The sequence below is a fragment of the Flagellimonas nanhaiensis genome (genome assembly GCF_003382275.1).
Lineage (GTDB): Bacteria > Bacteroidota > Bacteroidia > Flavobacteriales > Flavobacteriaceae > Flagellimonas > Flagellimonas nanhaiensis.
In genome coordinates, this window is the sequence record NZ_QTJX01000002.1 from 855022 (window position 1) to 870272 (window position 15251).

Here is a 15251-nt window from a genome sequence, read left to right on the forward strand (position 1 = left end):
CTCAACTTTTTTCATTGGGCAACAAAGTGGCAACCTTGCTAATGATTTTCCATTCTCCTGACAGTTTTTTCAGAAGGAACAGATCAATAAACACCATGTCTCGAGCGGGAATTCGAATTTCAGCCTTGGCCATGGCAATATTGTTTGAAATATCAATGTTTAGAATTTTTCCAAAACGACCATTATGCTCTCCTGATTTTCTATTCTTAAAAAGTTCAGCATATTCTTTTGGAGTAAGCACCCACAATTCTTGGTCTTTTTTTGATAAATATAAAGGCGCTTCTTCATAAAAGGCTTCTTGAATTTGTTCCATATCACTATATGAAGACCCATTGAGATAGGTTTCAATGGTTTTACCAATGGCTTCAACTTCGGTTTGTGCAAATGACAAAAAGGTAAAAAATGCGAACGCTATGGATAAATAGGCTTTTTTCATAAGTAAAATTTATTGTGTTTTGATTTCAATTAGTTTTCCGTTGTCCTCATCGGTGAGGATATAGAGTTTACCATTGGGACTTTGTTTGACTTTTCGGATTCTGACCCTGTCATCTATAAAAAGCTCCTCGGCACTCTTAATGGTTTCATCTTCAATTCTGAATCGCCAAAGACTGCCCCTTGACAAGCCCGGGACAAAAAGGTTGTTTTTCCAAATGGGAAATTCTTTTCCAGTATAAAAAGTAAGGCCTGTTGGCGCCACGGTATGGGTCCAAAACCATGTTGGAGCAGTAAAGGTCACATCTTCCAGCTTTGGTGGATTATAATCGTTGCTACGCAATCTACCAGTGGTTACATTGGGCCACCCATAGTTGGCCCCAGCTTTCAGAATGTTGATTTCATCCCCTTGGATTGTGCCGTGTTCGGTAAACCAAATTTTTCCCGTTTCAGGTTGTACTGCTATACCTTGGGTGTTTCGTATCCCTAGGGCGTAGATTCCCGGAACGGCATTGGGGCCAAAATCAGGATTGTCCTCAGGAATGCTTCCGTCTGGATTGATGCGATAGATTTTTCCTCGTTTGTCCGTTACATCTTGGGCAATTGGAATTTCAGGCTCATCACGTTCCCAGAAAAGTCGCTCCCCAATGGTGATGTAAAGTTTTTCATCTGTACCAAAGGTCATGCCACCCCCGTAGTGAAAATACTCTTTGGTATATGGCTCGGCAACTAAAAGCGTTTCATGATTATAGAGGGAATCTTTATCAAATTTAGCCCTGACAACTTTGGTTGTAGTCCCCAACCCTTTCTTTTTTGCCGTATATGCTAGATATATCCATTGGTTTTTTTTGAAATCATTGTCTAGCAACACTTCAAAGATTCCCGAATTATCCCCAAAATGGATGACACGGATGCTGTCTGTTAAATCAGTTGGAAAACCCTTGACAATATGTTTTTCCTTGGTTTCTAGATCAACCCTAAGTAGATTTCCATCCTTTTCGGATATCAAAGCTTCGTTTTCAGAAAGGAATGAAATACTCCAAGGATGATTGAGGCCTTCAAGGGCAATATGCTTAGTGGGCAAATACAATTGGTCCTTAGCCTTAGGCTCATTCTTTTGCGAACAAGAAACGAGAGCAAATAGAAAAATAATGAATATCCGTTGCATCATGTTTTTTGAGCAAATGATGCAAGAAATCATCAAAAACTCTTTAATAAACATGTTTCCTATAACGAAAACTGCTATTTACCGTGCGTTTTTCGGAACTGGGAAGGTGTCAATCCTGTTTTGGCCTTAAAGGCCAAGTTGAACGAGGTGACATTTCCAAAACCGCAATCGTAAGCAATGGAAAGGATTTTTTCTTGATTGTGCTCAGGATTGGAAAGCAGGTCTTGGGCTTTTTTAATACGATAGCCATTCACAAAATCTGAAAAGTTCTTTTGCTCATTTTCGTTAATGGCCTGTGACAATTTCCTTGGCGTGACGTTTAGTTTTTCAGAGATTTTTTCAAGAGAAATGGAGTTATCCAGAAAAAGCTCTTCGTTGACCAAGAGGTTTTTGACCGTTACCATTAATTTTTGGGAAGAAGATTTGTCCAGGTTGGAGGTGTTATATTTTCCCAGCCTAAAAGCGTGCCTTTTAAGAAATAGAAAGGAAAAGATGTAGATGAGCAGTGAAAAGAAAATAGCTCCCCCAATGTAAAGTGAGAACAATCCTGCCAAATGCCCCATATAAAAAACCCATACCAAGCCAACCCCAATGGTGAGGTTACGGTACCATGTCAATCGTTGGGCATGTACTTTGCCCCGAAACTGATATGCAAGGACCAATGAGAGCACAACATAAAAAGCCAGGTGAAAAAATACCAAAAAGTATATTATGTAAGCCAGGCGGCTGGCGTCATTAGGAATGAAATAACATCCTAGCACCAAAATTGCAAAGGGAATCAAATGCCATGAGATTTTTTTCAAGGATACTTTTTCATCTGCAATCAATACTTTTCCATAGAACCACAAGAAAGGTCCAGTGAGCAAAATTCCCGAGAGACCTAGGTTGCGTTGCCAAGGTTGCAGATCCAAATAAGTGTTGAGAATAGACTTTCCAACCCGGATGGTAATGCCGAGGATTGCCATCGCCAAAAAAACATTGGCTTTTCTATTCCCTGTCTTTAAAGTGAGTAGGTAAACTGAAAGAAATAGGGCTTGCGCAACTCCAAGACAGCTTAAGACTAATATAATGGCATCTCGATCCATGGGTCAAAAATAAAAAGATAGCCAAAAGAAAATCCAGATATACAATGAAGTTGGTATTTTTAGCAAAACAAAGGTAAGCGATGAGACTTTTTTATTTGATTTTAGGTGTTTTGCTGGTAGCAGTAAGTTGCTCAGAAAAAAAGGAAACAACCAAACCCTACACCTTATTTGTGGGGACCTACACCGATGGGGAGAGTGAGGGCATTTATGGGATGAAGTTTGATTCTGAAAATGGAATTTTGGATTCCATTGAACTCAAAGCCGCTTTGCCCAATCCATCTTTTTTGGCAGTTTCCGGGGATAAAAAGAACCTCTATGCAGTTCAGGAAACATCAGATTTTGATTCCTTGGGCGGAGGCGTCACTGCATTTACTTTGAAAGATGGAATTTTAAAAGAGCTCAATAGTAAAGGAAGTGGGGGAGCTCATCCATGTCATATTGAGGTCTCGGAGGATGGTCAATTGGCCATTTCAAACTATACGGGTGGAAATCTGGCCATTTTTGACTTAAATACGGATGGAAGCCTGGGACAAACACCTCAAATTGTGGACCACAAGGTGCTAGATACTGCCAAAGCGGCACATGTTCATAAAGCGCATTTCACCAAAGATGGGTTGTTTACTTCGGATTTGGGTTTGGATGCCCTTAAACGATATCAAAAAGTTGAAAATAAGTGGATTCCTGCCCATCAAAATTCTCTGGATTTGCCAGAAGGTGCAGGACCAAGACATTTTGAGTTTGACAAAACCGGAAATTTCCTGTATGTCATCAACGAATTGAATGCAACGGTTACAGTTTTCGAAAGAGACGATGAAGGAAGCTATAACCCCATTCAAACTGAAGGCACCTTGGCTTCCGATTACGAAGGAAACAATTCATGCGCGGATATCCACTTATCACCAGATGGGCGTTTCTTGTACGGATCTAATCGTGGAGAAAACACTATAGTCATTTTTTCTGTTGATGAGGAAACAGGAAAAATCAGTTTGATCGGACGTAAATCGGTACATGGTGATTGGCCTCGCAATTTTACCATTGACCCATCGGGTAACTTTTTACTGGTGGCCAACCAGAAGAGCAGCAACATTACCGTGTTTAGACGAGATCAAACCAATGGAACTCTGGAATTTTTAAATGAAACTTCCTTGCCCAATCCAGTTTGCCTATTGTTTTTGGATTAGTCTAAATGTTTTTGTTTCATCCTTTGGATGAAATCCGTGGACATATAAAATAGGTTTAGTTGCCCTGTGTTATAAGATGCCACCTCATGTACTTTTTGAATAGGGTCTGTGGGCCCTGCACTCAAGGATTCAGGTCTTCGGCCACTGGCAAAAACAAACAACTTTCCGTCCTGACTCACCCATGGACACATTTCATGTTCAGTTGAATTGATTGGTTCACCCAGATTCTCAGGAGCAGTCCATTCGCCATTTATGTTGTAGGTGATGAAAAGGTCTCCTTTTCCTAAGCTATTGTCATACCCTCTAAAAATCAGATACTCTTCGTTGGGGTCAATAAAGGGGTCACCTTTTTCACCTCCGGTGTTAATGATTTCAGGAAGAAGAGTAACCTCAAAAATTGAATCTTTGGGAACGGCTTTATACATATCGCCTTTGGACCATATATTGAAATAAATGGTGCCATTGTGGGTCAAAGAACTATAATATTCATTGTCTTCTTCCCCCGTTAAAACTATCCGTGTAGGTTTACTCCAACCCTCAGCTTGCCGTTCCACATACCATATTTTGCTGTTCTCGTTATCACCTTTTGGTCTACTTGAACTAAAATAAATTCGATTGCCGTCTGGCGAAAAAAGAGGGTCAAAATCTGAAAACTCTCCAGAGAACGATGCAATTCTAGACGGACTCCAAGTACTGTCTTCCTGCATTTGGGTGTAGGTGATGTAGGCGTTGGAGGGGATATCGGTGGTATAATAGAATTCAGTCCCCTCTGGATTGAAAGTTCCATTGTATTCTGTTACCGGGGAAGCTAAAAGTTCCGGCGCCAGGAGCTGAGGTTCTTCAGTAGGGGCAACTCCAAAAAATGGCCCTTTGTTTAAGGCTTCTGGTTCCGGGTTTTCAATTTGAGGTGTTTGCTTGCATGCTGAAAAAATCAATATCAGCAAAAGGAAGAGAGGTCTAAGTTTATTCACAACGATAGGTTTTACCATTAAAGTCAAAGCTGTTTTCAGAAGTAGTTCGTAATGCCCCATGCCAAGAATCTTTATACCATTTTTCGGGCTCATCGTCACTTCGATAATCCGCCGTAAAAAAGGAAAAATCATTCGTAAAAGTGATGATGATGTCCCCTTTTCCATCTGCATCGTGCCATGTGCCTTTCATTACATGATCGGTGAGCCTTCCCCAAACACCTCCAAGGGCATTTTTATGGCTGAGGTAATATGCACCAGCAACTTCATCTTTATCAATTAAAAGATCAAACCGGCCAATTTCAGTGCAATAATTCTTGGCCAGCACTACATTTTTTTCTTGGGCCGAAACAAATGGTCCGATCATAGATAGAACCAAAAAACGGATTACAATAGTAAGTTTCATGGGTTTTGATTTTTGCGATGTTTAGAATGGATAGGCTGCTTTGTCAGAATGTAATCTTTCAATTCCGAAGCGTTCAGAATTTCATAGTTTTCTTGGTTCAACATGTCCAATTGAGAATCGGAAACATAAAACATTTGATTGTTGAAAAGGGCAAATGTGGTCGGAATATCAGTAGGGTTTTGAAAGCTGGCCAGTTTTTCTTCGCTAACGATTTTTGACAAATTTTTGTCCAGATAAAAACGGAATAATCCATTCTGAGTCGCATCCCTTTTTCCATTTACAATGGCCAATAAACTGTTTTGGTAGAACTTCATTCCATCAATTCCTTTAAAATCATTGTTATGATTTATCAGTTTTTGAGAACCAATGTCCAAAACACGTATTCCGCTGGTGTAGGTAGCCAAGAAAAGTGTCTTCCCATCTGGCGAAATGGCAATACCGTTGGGATGCTTTATCTCAGGATGGGAAAAGAAGATTTCCAATGCATCTTTCTGTGGGTTTAAGGTATAAATGTTGTCACTTTCGGAATCGGTGATGTACAATTTCCCTTTAGGGCCTACCGCAATATCATTCAAATAGATAAAATCAGAATTATCAATAGTATAGGATTTTATCAATGCTCCTGTTTGTGTATTGAGCAACAGCAAAACAGATTTGTTACTCGATTTGGGCAGATTGTTTCCCAAAGCAAAAAGAGTATCTCCTTTAATGGTCATTCCAAATCCAGGCAAGTAACCGTACTGATTACTTTTGACAAAATCCTCCTGGTTTTTCCCATCAAAATCGCAGCGAACAATTTTGTTGTGCTTAAGACTGTTGACATATATTTTTCTGGAGATGGAATCAATGGCAATGCCTTCCGGGATAAGGTCTTTCTGAAAAGGTAGTTCAACCTGTTCAATTTGGTTTTGTGCCGAAGAGGCAGAGACCATTAAAATTAGGATAGTATATAAAAGACAAAGCTTTCGTTGGCAAACCAAAAAGAGGATACTACCCATTCAAACTATTTTTGAGTATAAGATTTGATAGAAAAGTAAAAAATTAACCAGTTCTAGAGGGTAGCATTCTTAAGATTAAGAATTATTTAACTTAAAATCAATCGGTTATGCTTTTTATGCCTGATACATGGGAGGCCACCGCTTTCCAAGCTCCCTTGCGTTTGACCAAGATGTTGCTTGACTGGTAAATGGTCTCTGTTGAATCGTTAAAAATATGGCCGGTTCCACAGATGAGGGCAGTTCCATTATCCAAGACATCCAATCTTTTTATCTCGTAATAAAAGGAATCGTTCTGCATGGCGTGTTCTTTGATCCATTCCAGTTCGCCCATTTTGTCAGACCATGTTCCGCTGGCATCAATCATTTGAAAATCGTCACCAAGGATAGCATCTAACAGAAGAGTGTCTTGTTCTCTATAGGCTTTGGGCCATTCCACTTCTTTCAGATGTTTCAAAATAGCCCCATCTTCTTCAGATACAATAGAAGGTATTTGTGGAGTTTCTGATTTGGAATTGCAGGAAATCAAAAAAACTAGAAGGAAAGGAATTAGATATTTTTTCATTTGTTTTTTGTTTGGGATAGTCATGACATTAATTGCAATTTGAGCAAAACTATATTTACAGCCGAAAGTCGCTAAGGAAACTATTGCGAGTTGCTGATAAAAAAGGGTAAGTTGATGGAGATTAGATTTGCCGCACCTCCTCTTGATAGGTTCTACTGAATCGTATTTGGTCACCCGTGCTCAAATACAATCGTCCATCCCCACTATGGTTTTTTTGAATATGCTCTACAAAAGCTGCATTAACAAGATAGGACCTATGCACCCTTCTAAAGGACTTGGAACATAGTTCATTTGAAAAGGATTTCAAACTTTGGTATTTCACAAACTTCCCCTTTTCGGTATGTAGGACCACGCAGTTATTGCTTGTTTCCACATAAACTATTTGTTGAGGCTCCAGCAAAAATTGCAGCCCTCTTTTAGAAACAGAAACACGGTGTGGTCTTTCAGTGCCTTCCATTTCTTCTTCTGCTTCAGGGTCTTTTTTATCAATATGGATGAAATAAAAAAGTAAGGTAAAGTAGCAAAGTAGGTTCACACCAATGTTGTTGGTCAACGAGGCATTTAGCATACTGAAACTCGGGGAAGTACATTGGTAGACTTGGGTCATCAGTACGATTACAAGTAACTGCCCTATTATGATGTTAAGTGCAGAAACGGACAAACCCAACCCACCTTGAATGAATAGATTCCTGCCCGAGGAGGTCAACAACCATTTTGCCCCCAATTTTTTTATCTGTCTGGCGGAAGAATTCCAAAAAAAGAAACTGGTGATAGCCAAAATCGACAGTTCTGAAAAACAACTAGCACCCAAACTTTCTTGGAACATACGACCAATGCCCATATTGAACAAAACAAAGATGGTTACAAGAGAAATGCGTTTGGCCATACGTTAAATGTACTAATTCCGTTGTTTGACCCGGTAAACTTTATGATTTAGTTAATGATCAGCAAAAAAACCGCCCTCCATATCTGAAGGGCGGCCTAGTGTTTATAGAAATAGGTTAAGAGACACTATCTCGCAAAGTTCTTTGCTTCTATATACGTTTGGAAACCACTAAAAGGATTTGGTCACATGATTTTGGGGCAATTTATTTCTGGGTAAAAAAAACAAAAATGGCTATCAGCGCTATCCCAAACAAAATGGCCAATATGATTTTCCAAGCACTATAAGGTCTAGAGCCCGAAATAGATCCATTCTCACCGTTGATGAAAAAGTTATACTCTTTGCCTTTATAACGATAGGCACTGACATATACCGGCAAGAGAATATGCTTGAAGGTCTCTTGGGTCAAGTTCATATCCATGCTGGACACCCTTTGGGTATCGCCTCCAATATCCTGTCTGCACCAGCGTTCTGCAATATCCCGAGCCACATCTTTGGCCAACATATGTCCCTGTTGTAAAGGAATGGTATACTTTTCAGTAACAAAACCTGACAAAAAACTACTGTTGAAGGGCTGAAGCTTTTTGAGGTTCCATCTCGCTATTTTTTTGGGCACCCTGCCTGCTTTTTGTCGTGAAGCTTTTATCAGGGTATCATCCACAAAACCGGAAACCTTTCCAGAGGCGGGATACCAACGCGTTTTTCTTACCTGCCGAGTTTGCGTTTTGCCATTGCTGTCCCTATATCGTTGGGTTTCATAGTAATATTCCCCTCGCTGACCGGTATACGAAGCTGCCAATTGTGCATCAAATGTCCAATACGGCAAATACAGCCCCTTGGTGAATTGAGGGTCTAGAGCTGCTTTTTTTAGTTTGTTGGGAGCCCACCATAATCCATCTACCCATTTTTTAAAAATACCAAAGGACTTTTCCTTTTCAATTTGAAACGGAAGCACGGCTCCAGGCAAGATCCACTGTTCTTTATAGGCATCCTCAACAACTAAGGGCATACTGCAATACACACAATGGAGTGATTTGTAGTTTTCTTCTACATGTTGGTCCGCACCGCAGTTTTTACAATGTAACATAGAGATTTCCTCACTATGTTTTTGAGCCCCCATTTCTTTGAGATAAGGGTAAAGTTCCAGCTCTTCAAATCCTTGTTCGTCAATATTTATGGACTCTTGATGTCCGCAATACTCGCAAGCAATACTTGTGGTGCCAGGTTTGTAGGTAAGCTCAGCACCACAGTTGACACAGGATTTTTTAAGCTCTGTTTTTTGGATTGATGGTTCCAAGAATTAAGAATTTGGCAATGGAGGCGGGGTATTTCCGCCCAAGAAAGATTTTAACTCTTCAACATCCTTTAGCGGGGTCCAAGCGGCCATGCCTTGTTTCCATACCAAACTATCCCTGTTGATGGTCCGTCCGGCAAAAAGGGCCTGTAGTTGCTCAAAGGAAACGGGTCCCTGTTGAGTTCCATTTACCGCATAAAAATATTGTACTTGAACTGGCATAGGTGGTGGAACTGGAGATGCAGCTTGCTGCATTTGATTGCTTCCACCCATTTGCGGACTCATCATTCCACCCATTTGTTGTGCCAGAACAAAGCCCATTCCCATTCCCATTCCGGCGCCGGCGGTTCCACCTTCATTCTTAGCAGCGGCCTCAATAGCTTTTGCGGTTTTGAACTTGGTCAATTTGTCCAGGTCGAGCTTGTCAATTCTACTGTACTCAAAAATTTCCTTTTTGAGGTCTTCCGGCATGGAAACATTTTCGATATAGAATTTCTCCAGGGAAATCCCAACCGTTTCAAATTCAGGAGCCATTACCTCCTGACAGGTATCCGAAAGTTCCGAAGTGTTGGCCGCATACAGTTCTATAGGAAGATTGGCCTCACCCACGGTATCGGTAAAACGGGTGGCGATCAAACTTTTTAGGTGTTCGTTGATTTCAAAATTGGTAAAGTTGTTATCGGTACCAACGATATCGATGATAAACTTCCCCGCATCAGAAATCTTAAAAGCGTAGGTTCCAAATGCACGTATCTCGACCAACCCAAAACGTTCATCACTTAAAGTGATTGGGCTTTTCGTTCCCCACTTTTCATCTGTGAACAAGTGGGTGTTTACAAAGTAAACCTCTGCTTTAAAAGGAGAGTTGAACCCATATTTCCATCCTTTCAAGGTGGCAAGTATGGGCAGGTTCTTTGTGGTAAGGTCGTACGTCCCCGGCTCAAATACATCGGCCAATTGGCCCTCATTTACAAAAACGGCGGTCTGACCTTCACGAACAATAAGTTTGGCACCGTTCTTTATTTCATTTTGGTAACGCTCAAAACGATGGGCAATGGTGTCATCGGTATAATCCAGCCACTCAACAATGTCAATAAATTCATTGGAGAGCTTTTCTTTGATTTTACTAAAAATATCCATGGTAAAGTGTTTAGATTAAATCTTGCTTAAAACTATAAAAAATGAAGTTAGCTTCTGTTAGATTTGTATGAAATTGAAATGTTTTGTTACGAACCGGTTCGCAAAAAGATAAATGACCGTAAAACCAAATACTTTTATGAAAGCACTGCTTAACACTTTCCTGATTCTATTCACAGTTCTTCTTGTCTCCTGTGGTGAAACAAATGAAAAATCAAAGTCGAACCAAGAAGCAACCACCAGTGGCAATGATAAGCCCGTTGTTGAAAAAATTACACTTACCCTAGACCAGGCAAATACGTTGGTTACGCTTCCTTTGGAATGTGTTCAAAAGGAATTCCCCAACAAGTTGGGACAGACACTGGGCAGCGAAGAGGACTTGGCACCACCCCAGGTTTTGCACCCTGCATTCTATGGTTGTTTTGATTGGCATTCAGCGGTTCACGGGAATTGGTCCATGGTCCGATTGCTCAAAGAATTTCCGAATCTAGATCAAGCGGAAAGAGTTAAGCAAATTCTTTTGGAAAATATGTCCGAAGAAAATATAACAGGCGAAGTGACCTACTTTGAGGGAGAGCATAACAAAAATTATGAACGAACCTATGGTTGGGGTTGGCTTTTGAAATTGGCCGAAGAAATCCATACTTGGGATGACCCTCTTGCCAGACAATTGGAAAGTAATCTACAGCCACTGACTCAATTAATTGCACAGAAATTCATTGACTATCTACCAAAACTGCAATACCCGGTTCGCGTGGGGACTCATACCAATACCGCCTTTGCCCTTTCTTTTGCTTGGGATTATGCCCACACCTTGGAGAATACCGCTTTAAAGGAAGCCATTGAACAGCGCGCTTTGGACTTTTACAAAACTGATGTTGATTGCCCGTTGACGTGGGAACCTAGCGGCGCAGATTTTTTATCACCTTGCTTTGAAGAAGCGGATTTAATACGACGTATTCTGGGTAAACAAGAGTTTTTGGATTGGGCGGAAAACTTCCTTCCCGGCCTTCAAAATTCAGATTTTAAAATGGACGTGGCGCTTGTTGGAGACCGAAAAGATGGTCAATTAGTGCATTTGGATGGTCTTAATTTCAGCAGGGCCTGGGTATTGTACGGATTGGCAAAGCAATACCCAGAGGAATATGGGCATGTATTGCCATTGGCCAATGAACATTTGGCCTATTCATTTCCTAACCTTATTGGTGATGACTATGAAGGAGGTCATTGGCTGGGTTCATTTGCCATTTATGCCCTGGGGGAGCAATAGGCTCAATCAGATATTTTCCCAGCTTCCTTTAACATTTGGAGCACCTCTTCCTTTGGAAGAGCGTTGATGGTATGTCCATTTCTTCCGGTCGTGGTCTTGGCTGCGAAAAGTGAATTTAATATGGCTTCTTCCGTAGCTTCGATTACGGCAAGAAACAGGGGAGTTACTGCACTGTTTCGTAACGTGGGCATAGTTTGAATCGGATTGTCACTGGTATAAGGAATTCGACATTCTTCTGCAGTGGAAACGGTAATCACGTAATCGCCACTACCATTACTGGCAATACCTCCTGTTCTGGATAAGCCAAGCATGGCTCTTTTGGCCAGACGTTCTAGATTCCTGGAATCCAAAGGGGCATCTGTCATTACCACTATCATACAAGATCCGTCTGGCGAATACTTAAAGCTATCTGAATAATGACCCAACTTCTTTCCAACATCAACTCCGGAGATTTTTAGCACTCCTCCAAAATTGGACTGTACCAGTACACCTACGGTATATCCACCAGCTTTTTCTGGAATCACGCGTGAAGATGTTCCAATACCTCCTTTAAAACCAAAGCAAACTGTACCTGTTCCCGCACCTACATTTCCCTCTTGTACCGGTCCAGTACTTGCGGCACTTATGGCGGAGAGAACATGTTCTTCCTTAATGTGGCGCCCTCGGATATCATTGAGATAACCATCGTTCGTTTCTCCTACTACAGCGTTAACAGACCTAACATTTTCGTTTTTGGGATGATTCAGGGTATAGCCAATCAACGCGTTCACCCCGGTTGGAACACTCAACGTATTTGTGAGGACAATGGGTGTTTCGATATTGCCCAATTCCTTTACTTGGGTATAACCGGCAAGTTTGCCAAAACCATTTCCAATGTAGATTGCCGCAGGGACTTTTTCCTGAAAAAGATTACCATTATGAGGTAAAATGGCGGTTACTCCTGTTCTAATACTATCTCCTTTCACTAAAGTGAAATGCCCTACTTGTGTACCTGGCACATCGGTTATTGCATTTAGGGTGCCAGGTTTCAGCACACCAATTTCAACCCCATGATCGCGAAGACGGGATTGGGACAGCAATAGAATTGGAAAAAGCAAAGCTATGCACAGAAATTGTTTTTTAACCATGGTTTTAAGGCTTAGATCCTTAACGTTCTTTATCGGAATTGAATTTATTCAGTTTTGCAGGAGGTATCGGCAATAATTTTCCAGGCTCCATCAATCTTTTTTAGAACCAACATAAAAATCCCATTGGAATTACCCACCGACCTGGTCAAATGATATTCACCCATCACCATGTATGCATCATCATAAATTTTAGAAACCTCATTGGAGACCAATTTTAGCTGGCCAAAATGCTCTTGGGTAGGATAACTCTTTTTATATCGATTCAGGGTGCCCTCCCATCCTTTGACCACTCCTCCGCTTCCATAAAAAATCAGGTCGCCCGATTTCCAATAGGTTTCCATAAAGAGTTCAATATCATAATTGTTCCAAGCTTCTTCTTGCACTGATAGCACTTCTAAAATGGCTGCTTTATCATCTGACTCTTTAGAAATTTGGGAATAGGCTGCTACGGAGAAAAGGAAAATTAGTCCGACTAGTTTTTTCATAAATAAACTTTGCTCTTAAAACTTTCGATATTCTCCGGCTAAATATTTGTTGGCTTTCTCTTCGGCAAATTGGGCTTTTTCAGCATCCCAGTGCAAGGTCTCCCCTGGAAACCTTCCGGCAATGGTACCCAATAAGATAGTTTCCGTTAATCTTGCTGCATACTCAAATGGAGCTGTACATTCGGCTTTTCCCAAACAGGCATCAACAAATTGATGGTAGTGCTTGGGCCCTTCCGTTTCGTAATTTCTAATAGGCTCTCCCAAATTGTTGGCTTCGCTTACTTTGGCAATTTGTTTTGAGATATCCACATACTTGCCTCGCACTATTTTCTTGGGAAGTTGCATGAAGTGGGGCAACAACAACCTTCCTTTTTCACCCACGAACATTGCTCCCTGTTCTGGAAGTTCACCTTCTCCTGCAGTTTTGGCATCCAAGGAGATTTTGTCTGCCATACTTTCCTCTTTTTGTTGCTTTTTGGTCAGCTTGCCTTTTGCTCCTGGCAACACTAAATCTTCGTGCATGCTTGGGGCACCTTCTCCATCATACCAAATCCATTTTAGGGACTCGGTGGTGTATTTAGTGGCGGGAAATTCGTAAGTAACCGTGTTTTTTTCGGGATAACCATACCCGTTTGATGGGCGGCAATCAGTTTTTATGGTTCGTGGAACATCCAATTCCAGGGCGTTATAAGGGGTGTCAAAAATGTGTACTCCCATATCGCCCAAGGTACCACAACCGTACTCCATTAGTTTTCTCCAATTTCCCGGATGATACATACCCTCTTTGTACGGTCTTTTGTTGGAAGTTCCCAACCATAGGTTCCAATCCAGTTGTGCTGGTACGGTATCTTCACCTTCTGGGATGGGACCATCATAACCCCAGTTTTTAGGAGACCAAGCATGTACCGTATGAACTTTTCCAATGATTCCGGATTGAATCAAAAGGGTGGCCAACCTATAATCATAAAATGAGTGTACCTGAATCCCCATTTGGGTGACCAATCCTTTTTCAGCGGCCAGTTTTTTCATGGCTCTAGATTCTGAAACATAATGTGTCAATGGTTTCTGGCAATACACAGGCTTGCCCATCTGCATGGCCAAAAGCGAAGCGGGCGCATGGGTATGGTCGGGAGTGGAAACGATTACAGCGTCTATTTCATCACTCATTTCCTCTAACATCACTCTGTAGTCAAAAAACACACGCGCGCCTTGGTGCAATTTATGTGCTTTGGACAAATTAATGGCATCAACATCGCAAAGTGCTACCACATCTACAGAACCATGGGATGAAATGGCCTTGAGATCCTCAGCCCCCATATTTCCCACACCGATGTGCGCAGTTCTTAAACGTTCTTTGATTGTAGACCCTTTCAAAAGTGAAGGGGCCATCATGATTCCTAGGGCTCCCACACTACTTTTTTTAATGAATTCTCTTTTGTTCATTACCTTGGTTATTGGTTGATTATAGTTTTTTGATTTTGATGTTTCGGAACCAGATTGGACTAGCATAATCTTGCAGGGCAATATATCCTTTCTTGAATTTTCCATAATCTGGGGCATTTTCCCATTTTCCAGAATTTTTCTTTTTGTGCCAATCCTCGTTCCAAGGAACAAATGACAAGAGTAATTTTCCATTGAGCCAATGTTCAACTCTGTCTGGGGTAAACACTATTTTGGAGGAATTCCATTCCCCAATAGGATTTAGTTCTTTCTTTGATTCATCCGCTACATGCATGGCATAGTCGGCACCAGTTTTTTGCCAGTCTTGCAATAGCTCTGGGTGCTCTTCTCCAAATTGGGAATTGTATCCTGTAAGATCATGGATCTTGGCATAATTTTCATCGTCTATCAGTTGGTATTCCGGAGCAACTGAGGGAGGGCCGTCATAACCTTCTTTTACATGGTAAAATATTCCACTGTTTCCGCCCTCAGGGAGTTTCCATTCTAGATAGAGCTCAAAGTTATCGAACTCCTCCGAGCCATACAGAATGTCTTTTCCGCCTTGATAATCTTGCTCCAATCCAAGTTGGATATCAAAGGTCAATGTACTATCCGTTATGGTCCACCCAGGAGGGAGGGAATCCATATTATAACCACGCCAACCATCTGTACTAGAGCCATCAAAAAGATAGAACCACTCAGCTTTTGTTTCTTGCGCTGTCTGTTGCTGTTTTTCTTGTTTGGGGTCGCTTTTGCATGCGGAAATCAGGAGCAACAAAAAGGAAAGTTTTAAATAATTATGCATGGCTTGGCTA

At 41.2% G+C, this 15251-nt stretch carries 17 protein-coding genes; 3 read left to right on the forward strand and 14 right to left on the reverse strand.

Going from position 1 to position 15251, the window contains the following annotated elements; translation table 11 throughout:
- Position 1 precedes the first annotated feature (1 nt).
- The 3 genes from DX873_RS11420 to DX873_RS11430 form a co-directional block, all read right to left on the reverse strand.
- Complete coding sequence (locus DX873_RS11420) at positions 2-436, reverse strand: nuclear transport factor 2 family protein (RefSeq protein WP_116184562.1); 435 nt, start codon at positions 434-436, stop codon at positions 2-4.
- Positions 437-445: 9 nt separating this feature from the next.
- Positions 446-1603, reverse strand: a complete 1158-nt coding sequence (locus DX873_RS11425) for a PQQ-dependent sugar dehydrogenase (protein ID WP_198412976.1) — start codon at positions 1601-1603, stop codon at positions 446-448.
- 71 nt (positions 1604-1674) lie between these two features.
- Positions 1675-2685: a helix-turn-helix domain-containing protein gene (locus tag DX873_RS11430; RefSeq protein ID WP_116184564.1), complete on the reverse strand. Its 1011-nt coding sequence runs from the start codon at positions 2683-2685 to the stop codon at positions 1675-1677.
- Positions 2686-2765: 80 nt separating this feature from the next.
- Here DX873_RS11430 and DX873_RS11435 point away from each other — a divergent pair, with 80 nt between their 5' ends.
- On the forward strand, positions 2766-3866 hold the full coding sequence (locus DX873_RS11435; protein ID WP_116184565.1) for a lactonase family protein: 1101 nt from the start codon (positions 2766-2768) through the stop codon (positions 3864-3866).
- Here DX873_RS11435 and DX873_RS11440 read toward each other — a convergent pair.
- The 5 genes from DX873_RS11440 to DX873_RS18900 form a co-directional block, all read right to left on the reverse strand.
- A complete protein-coding gene (locus DX873_RS11440; protein ID WP_181899482.1) occupies positions 3863-4837 on the reverse strand; it encodes a TolB family protein in 975 nt (324 codons plus the stop codon). The two genes, DX873_RS11435 and DX873_RS11440, sit on opposite strands and share 4 nt — an antisense overlap.
- Positions 4830-5240 carry a hypothetical protein gene (locus DX873_RS18895; RefSeq protein WP_181899483.1) on the reverse strand — a complete coding sequence of 137 codons (411 nt, stop codon included), beginning with the start codon at positions 5238-5240 and terminating at the stop codon, positions 4830-4832. The genes DX873_RS11440 and DX873_RS18895 overlap by 8 nt, the downstream gene beginning before the upstream one ends.
- Positions 5237-6238: an SMP-30/gluconolactonase/LRE family protein gene (locus DX873_RS11445; protein WP_116184567.1), complete on the reverse strand. Its 1002-nt coding sequence runs from the start codon at positions 6236-6238 to the stop codon at positions 5237-5239. The genes DX873_RS18895 and DX873_RS11445 overlap by 4 nt, the downstream gene beginning before the upstream one ends.
- Before the next feature lie 97 nt (positions 6239-6335).
- Complete coding sequence (locus DX873_RS11450; protein WP_181899484.1) at positions 6336-6800, reverse strand: nuclear transport factor 2 family protein; 465 nt, start codon at positions 6798-6800, stop codon at positions 6336-6338.
- A gap of 121 nt (positions 6801-6921) precedes the next feature.
- On the reverse strand, positions 6922-7407 hold the full coding sequence (locus tag DX873_RS18900) for a LytR/AlgR family response regulator transcription factor (RefSeq protein ID WP_181899485.1): 486 nt from the start codon (positions 7405-7407) through the stop codon (positions 6922-6924).
- A gap of 70 nt (positions 7408-7477) precedes the next feature.
- Here DX873_RS18900 and DX873_RS18905 point away from each other — a divergent pair, with 70 nt between their 5' ends.
- The gene (locus DX873_RS18905) at positions 7478-7693 is read left to right on the forward strand and encodes a hypothetical protein (RefSeq protein ID WP_181899486.1); all 216 of its coding nucleotides are present in this window, start codon (positions 7478-7480) and stop codon (positions 7691-7693) included.
- Positions 7694-7888: 195 nt separating this feature from the next.
- Here DX873_RS18905 and DX873_RS11460 read toward each other — a convergent pair whose 3' ends face one another.
- A complete protein-coding gene (locus tag DX873_RS11460) occupies positions 7889-8980 on the reverse strand; it encodes a TFIIB-type zinc ribbon-containing protein (RefSeq protein WP_116184570.1) in 1092 nt (363 codons plus the stop codon).
- A gap of 3 nt (positions 8981-8983) precedes the next feature.
- Positions 8984-10117 (reverse strand): SPFH domain-containing protein, encoded by a 1134-nt coding sequence (locus tag DX873_RS11465; protein ID WP_116184571.1) that lies wholly within the window; start codon positions 10115-10117, stop codon positions 8984-8986.
- 136 nt (positions 10118-10253) lie between these two features.
- Here DX873_RS11465 and DX873_RS11470 point away from each other — a divergent pair, with 136 nt between their 5' ends.
- Positions 10254-11384, forward strand: coding sequence for a DUF2891 domain-containing protein (locus DX873_RS11470; protein ID WP_116184885.1), 1131 nt, complete (start codon positions 10254-10256; stop codon positions 11382-11384).
- Between the two features lie 2 nt (positions 11385-11386).
- Here DX873_RS11470 and DX873_RS11475 read toward each other — a convergent pair whose 3' ends face one another.
- The 4 genes from DX873_RS11475 to DX873_RS11490 are packed head-to-tail and all read right to left on the reverse strand — an operon-like array spanning position 11387 to position 15241.
- The gene (locus DX873_RS11475) at positions 11387-12511 is read right to left on the reverse strand and encodes a DmpA family aminopeptidase (protein ID WP_116184572.1); all 1125 of its coding nucleotides are present in this window, start codon (positions 12509-12511) and stop codon (positions 11387-11389) included.
- A gap of 44 nt (positions 12512-12555) precedes the next feature.
- Positions 12556-12996 (reverse strand): YybH family protein, encoded by a 441-nt coding sequence (locus DX873_RS11480; protein WP_116184573.1) that lies wholly within the window; start codon positions 12994-12996, stop codon positions 12556-12558.
- 15 nt (positions 12997-13011) lie between these two features.
- Positions 13012-14439 (reverse strand): Gfo/Idh/MocA family protein, encoded by a 1428-nt coding sequence (locus DX873_RS11485; protein WP_116184886.1) that lies wholly within the window; start codon positions 14437-14439, stop codon positions 13012-13014.
- A 19-nt stretch (positions 14440-14458) separates the two neighbouring features.
- Positions 14459-15241 carry a 3-keto-disaccharide hydrolase gene (locus DX873_RS11490; protein ID WP_116184574.1) on the reverse strand — a complete coding sequence of 261 codons (783 nt, stop codon included), beginning with the start codon at positions 15239-15241 and terminating at the stop codon, positions 14459-14461.
- Positions 15242-15251: the final 10 nt, after the last annotated feature.

Coding starts and splice junctions, on each gene's coding strand:
- DX873_RS11475 (WP_116184572.1), bottom strand. CDS start 12,511: ATGGTTAAAAAACAATTTCTGTGCATAGCTTTGCTTTTTCCAATTCTA.
- DX873_RS11450 (WP_181899484.1), bottom strand. CDS start 6,800: ATGAAAAAATATCTAATTCCTTTCCTTCTAGTTTTTTTGATTTCCTGC.
- DX873_RS18905 (WP_181899486.1), top strand. CDS start 7,478: ATGAATAGATTCCTGCCCGAGGAGGTCAACAACCATTTTGCCCCCAAT.
- DX873_RS11485 (WP_116184886.1), bottom strand. CDS start 14,439: ATGAACAAAAGAGAATTCATTAAAAAAAGTAGTGTGGGAGCCCTAGGA.
- DX873_RS18895 (WP_181899483.1), bottom strand. CDS start 5,240: ATGAAACTTACTATTGTAATCCGTTTTTTGGTTCTATCTATGATCGGA.
- DX873_RS11465 (WP_116184571.1), bottom strand. CDS start 10,117: ATGGATATTTTTAGTAAAATCAAAGAAAAGCTCTCCAATGAATTTATT.
- DX873_RS11490 (WP_116184574.1), bottom strand. CDS start 15,241: ATGCATAATTATTTAAAACTTTCCTTTTTGTTGCTCCTGATTTCCGCA.
- DX873_RS11435 (WP_116184565.1), top strand. CDS start 2,766: ATGAGACTTTTTTATTTGATTTTAGGTGTTTTGCTGGTAGCAGTAAGT.
- DX873_RS11420 (WP_116184562.1), bottom strand. CDS start 436: ATGAAAAAAGCCTATTTATCCATAGCGTTCGCATTTTTTACCTTTTTG.
- DX873_RS11430 (WP_116184564.1), bottom strand. CDS start 2,685: ATGGATCGAGATGCCATTATATTAGTCTTAAGCTGTCTTGGAGTTGCG.
- DX873_RS11470 (WP_116184885.1), top strand. CDS start 10,254: ATGAAAGCACTGCTTAACACTTTCCTGATTCTATTCACAGTTCTTCTT.
- DX873_RS11480 (WP_116184573.1), bottom strand. CDS start 12,996: ATGAAAAAACTAGTCGGACTAATTTTCCTTTTCTCCGTAGCAGCCTAT.
- DX873_RS11425 (WP_198412976.1), bottom strand. CDS start 1,603: ATGATGCAACGGATATTCATTATTTTTCTATTTGCTCTCGTTTCTTGT.
- DX873_RS11445 (WP_116184567.1), bottom strand. CDS start 6,238: ATGGGTAGTATCCTCTTTTTGGTTTGCCAACGAAAGCTTTGTCTTTTA.
- DX873_RS18900 (WP_181899485.1), bottom strand. CDS start 7,407: ATGACCCAAGTCTACCAATGTACTTCCCCGAGTTTCAGTATGCTAAAT.